The following is an 11,051-nucleotide window of genomic DNA, read 5'->3' as shown; positions in this document are numbered from 1 at the left end:
TATTACAAGCATTTAAAAATAGAGTAAATACAAACATTAAAAGTATAGAGTTGTAATTTCTCATTGTTTAGATTTTTATCATATTTGCTATTTTTTAATAAAAGCTGGCAGAACTCTTACCGATGTCAGTGATACTGAGCTATCAACAGGACGATGAGTAGTGGTCACAACAACAAGATCAAGTGCTTCGATTACATAGATATTTTGTCCGCTGCCGCCCCTAGCTGATTTACTGAGGTAGCTTTTATCGCCTGCTGAAAAATCGGCCTGCCACCAAAAATAACCATAAGCTGTGCCTGAAACACCATTAGCAGTGTCATCATACTCATCACTTTGATTGACAATTTTACTGGTAGATCTTGCAATAAAAGTTTCTGGAACCAACTGTTCACCATTCCATTTACCTTTGTTGATGACCAGAGTGCCCCATTTGACCATATCGCGCGATGTCATGCTCGAGCGACTTCCTGAGCTTGGCAGGCCGCTAACATCAGTCTCCCAGTCATAATTCGTTATGCCCATTTTATCGAGAAGTTCATTTTTGATAAAATCTTTGGCCGAGCCAGGAACAACGGCGTCAATGACTTGCATCACCAATATTGGATCGAATTGATATTTAAAACTCTGAGACTCTGCAGTAATAGGCGCACTATGCTCGAGGTAAGCCTGAACTTGCCCCTGGCCTTTTAACAGAGCGGGGGTTTTCTCTAATTCTTCTCTCTGTTCTTTACTGATGCGGATACCGGAACGCATAGTCAATGCCATATGCAGCGTGATTTTTTCTGCCCCCTCAACAAACTTTGTTGGGTCCAGGTCTTTTAGAAAGCCAACCAATGGTTTGTCTAAATCGGCCATGGACAGATATCCCAACTGGATAGCACGACCGAGTGCCAAACTGGTGTAGGCTTTAGTCGCTGATGCTTGTGGGTGTGGTAGATTGATACGACCACGTGAATAATAGGATTCAAAGAGGAGTTTACCTTTATAGGCAATAAGAAAACTGTCGAAGTTACCATATTTGTTGTCAGCTATCTCCTGCGCCAACTTAAGAACCATTGCTTTATTGCCACCATCGATACCTAATTCGCCCACGAGGATACCGTCTCTTCTATCAGCTGGAGCTGCATCGATAAATGCTTTTTTGAGATCAGGAATATCCCTGAATGAGAGCGTGGTTTCTGCAGCTGTAGCTTCTGGTGCTTGACTATCACTTTGTTGAGCAAAGCTACTATGTGTTAGTATAAGAAGAATTAAAAGCAGTAATCCTGTTTTGTTTTTTATAGCTTTTACTTGTTTCAAATTATTAGTTTTCATTTTTTCCTTCCTTTTTAATAGTTTCATTCACTTTTTTGCAATTCCTTAAGCTTATGTCTTGTACCATTATTTTGAGGATTTAATTCAAGTGATTTCGTGTAATTTAAAATTGCCAGATCAATTTCTCCAATTTTCACACAGGCTTCAGCATAACTATCGTATACTTTATGACTATCGGGATAGAGCATCATATTCACTTTGAAAACATCTTGTGCTAATGTCATTCTATCCTCATGGAAAAAATCATAGCCTAGATCATTTAAATAGTCTTCAGTAACAGTAAGATAAGTTGAGTCATGTTCTTTTAAGGCCTTATATGCATTAAGTGCTTTGTCAAAGTCACCTTCAAGAAGGAATTCTATAGGTTCTTTTTTATCAGTATCCATCTTAACAAAAGTTGAAGCTATTGTTCCATCGTTTCTATTAACATAAAGTAAATTGAGCGTTTCGTTTTCAGAATCTGGCTTGAATTGGATAAGTCGACTAGAATTTCTTCTAACAAAACTACTATCCGAGATTTTAACTAGTTCTTCTGCTTGCACGTCAAGTATATTTTTATAGAACAGTTGATTATCCTTTTGAAAAACTTCGACAATCCTACCATTGGACATATATCTACCATTAATTTTGTTGACTAAAGATTGTTCAACTTCTATTTTTTTATGTATTGGAACAAACTTATCCCATTCATAAGCCATAGCAACAGCGCGAATAACTTCGGCATTAAACTCCGGAAACGTAGAATTGGTCATCACAACCACACCATAACCTTTGTCTCTATGAGCCATTATTTCAGCATAGAATCCTGTATTCCATCCGTGATGCCTTAAGTAGATTTCATCATTTCTATTAAAAAGCTGAAAACCTAAGCCTAGTGTAAATGACCAACCAGAATTATTACTCACCCCATATGGTGTGCCCATTAATGCTGTCAGGTCTTTTGATAATCCTTTAGTACTCTTACCGTTTAGGGTTTGCTGTACATTGGCTATAAATTTTGCATAGTCCTCGGCAGTTGTCCATAATCCAGTTGAAGCCAATACAGGATCAATCTTTCTTCCTCCTTTTACCTTAGAACCATCTTTTAAATAACCTGTTGCTACCTTAGTTAATTGCTCCGTAGTAAGTGATAAGTTAAATGTACTGTTGTTCATTTCTAAGGGCTGCAACACGAGTTCATTCATAATCTCTGGGAATGTTTTCCCCTCTACATCCAACATCATTTGTTGAATAGGCACATAGCTAGCGTATGCAAAACGGACACTTTCACTAGGCTCTTTATTGACGGTAATTGGTTCGTTAGTAGCTGGAGAAGATCCATTTAATGTCTCTGTAAGTGTTGGAATTTTTTCATCAATATTATATGACCCTGTTCCACGAGGATGTATTCCGGCAGAGTGATTCAAAAGGTTTTTTATAGTAACTTTCTTGTCTTTGGTAAATTCATTTTCTGGTACTTTCCAGGATTTTAAATAACTGTTAACATCTTCATCTAAGTCTAATTTATTTTCTTCTACAAGACGTAATGCACCATAGGCTGTTACTGGCATACTAGTTGCCGCTGCCTGGAAAAGTGTTTGTGTCGTTACTGGGATTTGACTTTCTTTATCCACGACACCGTAGCCTTTTGTCCATGCAATTTCACCATTATGTATGACTGCAATACTCGCACCTGGAATGCCATAGTGTTTCATTCGTTCTTCTATAGACCATGTTGAATCACCCTCTACGTGTACCCGAGTTGTGAGACCTGTTTCTACCTTTTTAATTACATCAATTGTGGTATCGGTATTTGATTCTTCTGCACATGATTGAAAAAGAATTATGGTTAAAAGAACTGAGATAATATTTTTCATATAATGATTTTTTTATTGAATGATTGATTATTAAAAGGCTTTAATTAAATGTTGAATAAAAATATAGTATAATCCATGTTTAACACCTTAAATTGGATAAACACAACAATTAAATGATAAAACCATTTCGTCATTGATATACCGCTTTTGTACAGAAATTATGGAGATTTGTAGGTGTAGATAGTATATGTATTATATAAAATTTGGTTTCATTCACTTTTTTTGTAATTCGTTAAGCGTCTGCTTGGTACGGTTATTTTCAGGGTTTAACTCAAGTGATTTAGCGTAATTTTTAATTGCCAGATCAATTTCTCCCATTTTCACACAAGCTTCTGCATAACTTTCGTATACTTTATAACTATCTGGATAGAGCATCATATTCACTTTGAAAACATCTTGTGATAATTTCATTCTATCCTCACGGAAAAAACTATAGCCTAGATCATTTAAATAGTCTTCAGTAACTGTAGGATAAGTTGGGGCTTGTTCTTTTAAGGTCATATATGCATTAAGTGCTTTGTCAAAGGCACCTTCAAGAAGGAATTCTACGGGTTCTTTTTTATCCGTATCCATCTTAACAAAGGTTGAAGCTATTGTTCCATCGTTGTTATTAAGATAAAGTAAATTAAGCGTTTCATTTTCAGAATTTGGTTTGAATTGCATAAGCCAACTAGAATTTCTTCTAACAAAACTACTATCCGAAACTTTGATGAGTTCTTCTGCTTTTACGTCAAGTATATTTTTATAGAGCAATTGATTGTCCTTTTGAAAAACTTCTACAATCCTGCCATTGGCCAGATATCTACCAGTAATTTTATCAACTAAAGATTGTTCAATTTCCATTTTTTTATGTACCGGGAAATAATTATCCCATTCATAAGCAAGAGCAACAGAACGAAACACTTCAAAAACAAAAGCCGGAAGAGGGGTATTAGTTAACACAACTACACCATACCCATTGTCTCTATGAGCTGTCATTCTACTATAAAACCCTGTACTCCATCCATGGTGTTCAAAGTAGACTTCATCTTTCTTATTATAAATTGAAAAGCCTAGTCCATATTGTCCATAACGATTTTTTGAAGATGGTGTAAGCATTAATTCTGTCATATCTTTTGATAATCCTTTGTTACGATTATTATCTTTTAGGGTTTGCTGTATATTGACTACAAATTTCGCAAGATCCTCTGCAGTTGCCCATAATCCGTTTGAAGCCAATTCTGGATAGATATGTCTTTTACCTTTTACCATAGAACCATCTCGTAAATAACCTGTTGCTGCTATTTTTAATTGCTCTGCGCTAAGAGATTGATTAAACATACTGTTGTTCATTTCTAAAGGTTGGAGCACTAATTCATTCATTAGCTCTGGGAATTTTTTACCTTCAACATCCATCATCATTTGTTGAATAATCGTATAGCCCCCAGCTGAAATCCAAAGATTTTCATTAAGTGTTTTATCTACGATGATTGGATTCGAATTGGCTGGAGGAGTTCCATTTAATATCTCTTTAAGAGTGGGTATAGGTACATCTGTACTATATCCTTGAAAATCGTGCACGTTTATTCCGGCAGAATGACTCAAAAGGTTTTTTATAGTGACTTTCTCTTCTTTGGTAAATTCACTATCAGGTAATTTCCAGGATTTTAAATAACTGTTAATGTCTTCACTTAAAGTTACTTTATTTTGGTCTACAAGACGTAATGCACCATACGCAGTTAAAGACATACCAATTGTTGATACTTGGAAAAGTGTTTTATCGGTCACTGGAACTTTACTTTTGGTATCCATTACCCCGTATCCTTTTGCCCAGGCAACTTTGCCATTATGTATTACAGCAATACTAACACCCGGAACGCCATAGTGTTTCATTCGTTCTTCTATAGACCATGTTGAATCACCGGCTATATGTACCCGAGTTGTGAGACCTGTTTCCACCTTTTTAATTAAATCAATTGTAGTATCAGTATTTGATTCTTCTGCACACGATAGAAAAAGAATTAGGATGAAGAGAACTGAGATACGGTTTTTCATATTTATAAAATCTTAATAGCTATTTATTGAATGACTTTTAACCATGCGGGGCTTGAAGCATTACTTATAATTTTTCTTACTGAAGAACCATCTTTGTTCATAATATAAATGCTTTTTTCTCCATCCCTGAGTGATGAAAATATCAGTTGAGAGCCATCAGGGGACCATGATGGATACCAATCACCAACATCATTATTTGTTAATCGTTTTTGATTAGACCCATCAATATTCATCACATAAATTTCATAATTTCCATCTCTATCAGACATAAAAGCGATTTGCTTACCATCTGGCGAAACCTCTGGATGCCACTCTTCAGCTTCATTACTTGTCAACTGGACGATGTTGTTACCATCAATATCTGCTATGCTTATCTCACTTTTTTTATCTTTGAATTCTGAGTGAAAGACTATTCTACCATCTGGTGTAAAATGAGGACCACCACCTTTTAGTGATTTTATTTGAGACAGTTCGCTACCATCTGAATTCATAATCCAAATTTCTTGCTGCCAATTTTTTTCCGAATCTTTATATTCTCTTGAAAAAACAATTTTTCTTCCATCAGGTGACCATGCAGGTGAATTATCCCATTTGTTTTTTTCGTGAGTTAATCGTTTCCTATTCGTACCATCACTATTCATGGTATGAATAGACCATGTTTTTTTGTCATCATATTTGTAATAAAAAGCGAAGTGTTTTCCATCAGGAGACCAAGCTAAGTAACCACCTTTCTCATTTGTACTTTTAATATTTGATTTACCTTCAGTATTTCTTTGATAAATTTCTACATTACCCGATTCTTTTGATGAATAAGCAATTGTATAGTATGTTGATTTAGATTTGTCACTATTCTGGCAATAGACATTGACAGACAGTAAAGTTAATATGAGTAGGACTTTCACTTGTTTCAATTTTTTGGTTTTCATATTTTCTTCCTTTTGGTATATTTAGAGCGTCTCTTCAGGTTAAATCATTTTTTTGCAACTAATTAGTGTACAAAGTGATTTGGAATAGTCCCTTTTGTCAGTGTCAATGTATTTTTCATGGTTTTTTATCATACAAAAGTTGTATTTTTCTCACATGAATTCAATGCAAAATTTGCCAACTGCTCTATGTATTAATGAACTACTCAAAGAAATCATCTGATAATGATTAGCTTACATCTGTAAAACCACTTCAAAATGAACTTGAGATTTTTGCCTTGTTTTCTTTTCGTATTACTACTTGTGACCTCTTGCTCTCAAAGTTCTATTTACAAGAAATACGAGACTGTATTTCGGGTTGGAGATCAACAAGAATGGGCTTCGAAGAACTTAAATGATCAGGACTGGAGAAAACGCATAAGATTAGTGCCGGATGGTAAGGTTTTCTGGTCCAGAACTAAAATTGGTATTTTAAATACCTCGGAATCATTACACCCATATGGTCTTCAGTTACATGTCTATGGAGAGTATGAGGTTTTTTGGGATGGAGTATTGATTGGGAAAAATGGTAATCCTGGACAAGAAGCAATACTTGGTCCTGAAGGTAAAATGTGGGCAAATTTTAGCATTCCTACCCATCTAACAGAAAAGGGAGAACATCTATTGGCGCTACGATCAAGTCTTTATTATTTTCCAAATCATACAGTAATAAAGGTGCTAGAGATAGACTATTACGATGATCTACTAATCGATCGACTCATCGAATCTTCCTATATGCACCTTTTTGCTGGAGCTTTTCTTATCGCCTCTTTCTATTTTCTATTTCTGTTTCTAAGTGACAAAAAGGAATATACCACACTAATTTTCAGTATTAGTTGTTTTCTCTTTTTTATCCTGATTTTGACGGAATTCAGTAAAGTATATGTACCCATCCATTACAGTCTCCATGTTATACGTCTTCAGATCATAAGTTTTCTAATGTTCGGAATCTCTTTTTTGATTCCGTTCTATTTTTCAATGCAGTTTCCTTTCCCCAAACGAAAATTACTATTGACCATTTATACGGGTGTTCTATTCTTCTTTTTCCTATCAAAACACATCATCGAATTGACTACCAACAACATGGCTTTGAGCATGTGGGTTTTTTCATTTGGGATTGTGGTGTTTGGGGTTTATAAAAAGATGAAAGGTGCTCGTCTCGTACTGTTGACCCTCCTATTATCCGTGCCTATAGGTTTTGTCACTCCTTTTAATAAAAGCCTATTCGCAGGTTTTTGTCTTATCCTTCTGGGTATGTTTTATTTACTTTCTCTCAGAATCAAAGAACAACGCCTGGCTTATGAAAATTCTTTAATTCAATCCACACGCCTGCGTCTAGAATTACTTAAAAAGAATATTCAACCTCATTTTTTAATGAACACCCTGACCTCATTGATAGATTGGGTAGAAGAAGCACCTAAGAAAGGAGTTTTGTTTATAGAAGCATTAGCAAAAGAATTTGATCTTTTTAACCAGATAGAAAATCAAACATTGATACCTATTTCGCAAGAAATAGCCCTTTGCCGTACACATCTTGAGATCATGGAGTATCGGAAAGAAATAAATTATTCCTGGCAAGATGAAGGCATAGACCCTGAGCAAAAAATACCTCCTGCCATTCTTCACACCCTACTGGAAAATGGAATTACACACAGTTTGCCTCTAGAAGATAATAGTATTAAATTTAAGCTTATTTTTGAATCGAATAGCCATTATAAGTGTTATACATTTTTGACGTTTGCTGCTCTTGAGGAGCGGGCAACAAATAATAGAGAAGAAGGTACAGGACTGAAATACATAAAGGCTCGACTTACAGAGAGTTATCATTCGAAATGGGATTTCACCTCTGAACCAACAAATCATGGTTGGAAAAACACCCTAAAAATTTATTCCTGAGAATATGAACATTTTAATTGTTGAAGATGAATCAAGAATAGCCAAAAGAATTGAACGAATGACACGTGATATTTTTGGCGACACCTTACAATCACTAACCCATATTAACAAACTCCATAAGGCATTGGCGTATATTGAAACTCATTCATTGGATCTCGTTCTCCTGGATCTGAATCTTAATGGTGAGAATGGTTTTGACCTGCTTACTACAGTAGTTTCCCAATCCTTTCATACAATAGTTATTTCTGCCTACAAAGATCAGGCAATTACTGCTTTTGAATATGGGGTTTTAGATTTTGTACCTAAACCTTTTAACAAAGATCGTTTGGAGCAAGCTTTCAATCGGACTATCACGAAAGAAAAACCAGAAAATAAAATCAAGTATTTAGCTGTAAAAGGAAGACACAGGATACAGCTCATACCCATTGAAGATTTGCTTTACATAAAAGGAGCTGGTGTTTATACCGAACTCTTTCTAGCAGATGGAAAAAAAGAACTACATGATAAATCGCTCGAAAAGCTAGAACAACTGTTATCACCTACTTTTGAACGTATTCATAAATCATACTTAATGAAGATGTCTGAAGTAAAGGAAATTGTCGTAAAATCTGGTAGCAAATATATGGCCGAGCTAAAAAATGGAGAACTTATCCCTATTGGAAGAACAAAGTACAAAGACATAAAAGCGAAGTGGCTTTAAACACCGTATTGATGTATACCCGAGTTGTGAGACCAGTTTCTACTTTTTTAATTAAATCAATTGTAGTATCAGTATTTGATTCTTGTGTACATGATTGAAAAAGAATACTAATGAAGAGAACCTAGATACTGTTTTTCATATCTATATCTTTTTTACTGAATGATTGATTACTAATCGGGTTTTGGCTTAACATAAATCAAATGTTGAATAAAAATATAGTATAATCCATGGTTAATATTTTAAATAGGATAAACACAATAATTAGATGATAAAGCCATTTCATCATTGATATAAGGCTTTTGTAAAGAAATTATGGAGATTTGTAGATGTAGATAGTATCTTTATTTTTTTAAATAAAAGAGTTTATGATTAAAAAGTCTTTGAAACACACCATACTCATTAATATAGGAGCTTTCTTGTTGGTTTTTATACTTGAAACATTGAGTAATTTGTTTTTTAGAGATGATTTTGATACTAGTTATTCTTTTCATGCACATGGACTTAATTATACTGTTATGATTATGGGTTTCATTTGGGTAAATCATTTTGTTCTTATCCCTTTTTTATTAGATAAGAAAAGGTATTTTGCATATGGAATACTACTCATTGGGAGTATATTTATTTTTTCTCACTTAAGAACAAATACTTGGTCTGGTACTTCTAAAATATTCTTCTTTCTTCTTTATACAACAGGAGCAGGTATGGCTGCTTTTTTCTTAAGAAGAAATATGATCATCCAAAAAGAAAATGAAGAGAAAGATAAATTACAAAAAGAGATGGAGCTTAACTATTTAAAAGAGCAGGTAAATCCTCATTTTTTATTTAACTCATTAAATAGTATTTATGCACTTTCAAGACAGCAATCACCAGAAACCCCTGATCTTGTAATGCAGCTCTCAGAATTGATGAGGTATCAATTAGAAAGTTCTAAAAAAGATACCGTTTTATTAAGAGAAGAGCTTGAGTTTATAGAAAATTATTTGTTACTCGAAGAAAAAAGACTGAGTAAACGTTGTACTATTGAGTTTTTAATTGGCGGAGATTTGTTAGAGTTAAGGATTTCTCCAATGCTACTCATCCCATTTGTTGAAAATGCTGTGAAACATGGTGCCCAAAGCACTAATAAACAGAGCACAATTGATGTTTCTGCCACTATAAAAGATAACACCCTTCATTTTTGTGTAGATAATTCAAAGCCTCCCATGGTTGCTGTGCCCAAAAGAGAAGGACTGGGCCTTGAAAATGTGAGAAGACGTTTAAATCTATTATATCCTAATTCTCACGTATTAGAAATTGATGATATGGAAAAACTATATCGTGTAAATTTATCTATTGATTTAAGAGCTTCAATATTAAAAAAATAGTTAATGATTAAAATTGGCATCGTAGATGATGAAATACTAGCACGTAAAGTGTTAGAAGATTATTGTTCTAAAATTGACAACTTTGAATTAGTATTAAGTACGGGAAATCCACTTGAATTTGTCAATTTCACTCAGCAAAATGAAGTTGATCTCATTTTTCTTGATATAGAAATGCCAGAACTTAATGGCATAGAAATTTTGCGTTCTATGATAAACCCACCTAAAGTTATTTTAACTACGGCTTATTCTGAGTATGCATTAGAAAGTTATAATTATGGTGTTGTTGATTACTTATTGAAACCTGTAAAAATTGAACGCTTTTTGAAAGCAATAAACAAAGTTTCAGCTTCAAAAATAATACAGCCTAAAAAAAATAGTGGAAGTGAAGAGCTTCAAATAAAACATGATGGAATGCCTGTTAATATTTCATTTAAATCAATTCTGTACATTCAAAGTTTTGGAAATTATTTAAAAATCTTTACAGATTCAAGAATGTACCTGATCTCTGAAACATTGACTAATATCACTACATTATTATCTGAAAATTTCGAACGCACACATAAATCATATATTTCTAATCTAGATAGAGTTACAAAGGCAACCAGAACATATTTGTTAATTGAAAAGAATAAAGTTCCTGTGAGCGCTACCTATAAGGTTATTGTTTTTAAAAAATTGAAAGTTTTATCAAAATTGTAACATAGTTTATTTCCATTTTACACGCATTCTACTTCCCTCCTATGCTTCGACTTCACTCAGCATAACGCAAATATATAAATACCGTGTATTTGATGTAATATCAGATATTATGTCAAAGCCAGGTTTAGAACCTTAAAATTATCTTCATTCCAACCGTATTATCTTGCAGCTATACTCTGACTACAATTTTAGCTCTTTTAAAGCTGCAACTCTGCTGTTTTTCTTC

General features: G+C 34.1%; 8 protein-coding genes. 4 read left to right on the top strand and 4 right to left on the bottom strand.

What is annotated here, in order from left to right:
* Positions 1 to 87: 87 nt before the first annotated feature.
* The 4 genes from Z053_RS0114410 to Z053_RS0114395 form a co-directional block, all read right to left on the bottom strand.
* Positions 88 to 1,341, bottom strand: coding sequence for a serine hydrolase domain-containing protein (locus Z053_RS0114410; protein WP_206539215.1), 1,254 nt, complete (start codon positions 1,339 to 1,341; stop codon positions 88 to 90).
* Entirely contained in the window at positions 1,338 to 3,008 is a 1,671-nt protein-coding gene (locus Z053_RS0114405; protein WP_241459833.1) for a serine hydrolase domain-containing protein, read from the bottom strand. The genes Z053_RS0114410 and Z053_RS0114405 overlap by 4 nt, the downstream gene beginning before the upstream one ends.
* A 375-nt stretch (positions 3,009 to 3,383) precedes the next feature.
* Complete coding sequence (locus Z053_RS30195) at positions 3,384 to 5,204, bottom strand: serine hydrolase (protein ID WP_025665713.1); 1,821 nt, start codon at positions 5,202 to 5,204, stop codon at positions 3,384 to 3,386.
* Positions 5,205 to 5,227: 23 nt separating this feature from the next.
* Complete coding sequence (locus tag Z053_RS0114395; protein WP_160170099.1) at positions 5,228 to 6,106, bottom strand: TolB family protein; 879 nt, start codon at positions 6,104 to 6,106, stop codon at positions 5,228 to 5,230.
* A 324-nt stretch (positions 6,107 to 6,430) separates the two neighbouring features.
* Between Z053_RS0114395 and Z053_RS0114390 the strand changes: the two genes are divergently transcribed.
* The 4 genes from Z053_RS0114390 to Z053_RS0114375 all read left to right on the top strand — a co-directional run bounded on the left by Z053_RS0114390 (position 6,431) and on the right by Z053_RS0114375 (position 10,825).
* On the top strand, positions 6,431 to 8,062 hold the full coding sequence (locus tag Z053_RS0114390; RefSeq protein WP_025665711.1) for a histidine kinase: 1,632 nt from the start codon (positions 6,431 to 6,433) through the stop codon (positions 8,060 to 8,062).
* A gap of 4 nt (positions 8,063 to 8,066) precedes the next feature.
* Entirely contained in the window at positions 8,067 to 8,762 is a 696-nt protein-coding gene (locus Z053_RS0114385; protein WP_025665710.1) for a LytR/AlgR family response regulator transcription factor, read from the top strand.
* A 365-nt stretch (positions 8,763 to 9,127) separates the two neighbouring features.
* Complete coding sequence (locus Z053_RS30190) at positions 9,128 to 10,126, top strand: sensor histidine kinase (RefSeq protein ID WP_025665709.1); 999 nt, start codon at positions 9,128 to 9,130, stop codon at positions 10,124 to 10,126.
* A gap of 3 nt (positions 10,127 to 10,129) precedes the next feature.
* Positions 10,130 to 10,825, top strand: a complete 696-nt coding sequence (locus tag Z053_RS0114375) for a LytR/AlgR family response regulator transcription factor (protein ID WP_025665708.1) — start codon at positions 10,130 to 10,132, stop codon at positions 10,823 to 10,825.
* Positions 10,826 to 11,051 lie beyond the last annotated feature (226 nt).

Origin of the sequence: Aquimarina megaterium XH134 (assembly GCF_000520975.1) — a bacterium.
Taxonomy (GTDB): Bacteria; Bacteroidota; Bacteroidia; order Flavobacteriales; family Flavobacteriaceae; genus Aquimarina; species Aquimarina megaterium.
Note: the sequence above shows the minus strand (reverse complement) of the source record. Positions and strands in the feature narration are given on the sequence as shown.

Coding starts and splice junctions, on each gene's coding strand:
- Z053_RS0114410 (WP_206539215.1), bottom strand. CDS start 1,341: ATGAAACTATTAAAAAGGAAGGAAAAAATGAAAACTAATAATTTGAAA.
- Z053_RS0114405 (WP_241459833.1), bottom strand. CDS start 3,008: ATGAAACACTATGGCATTCCAGGTGCGAGTATTGCAGTCATACATAAT.
- Z053_RS30195 (WP_025665713.1), bottom strand. CDS start 5,204: ATGAAAAACCGTATCTCAGTTCTCTTCATCCTAATTCTTTTTCTATCG.
- Z053_RS0114385 (WP_025665710.1), top strand. CDS start 8,067: ATGAACATTTTAATTGTTGAAGATGAATCAAGAATAGCCAAAAGAATT.
- Z053_RS30190 (WP_025665709.1), top strand. CDS start 9,128: ATGATTAAAAAGTCTTTGAAACACACCATACTCATTAATATAGGAGCT.
- Z053_RS0114375 (WP_025665708.1), top strand. CDS start 10,130: ATGATTAAAATTGGCATCGTAGATGATGAAATACTAGCACGTAAAGTG.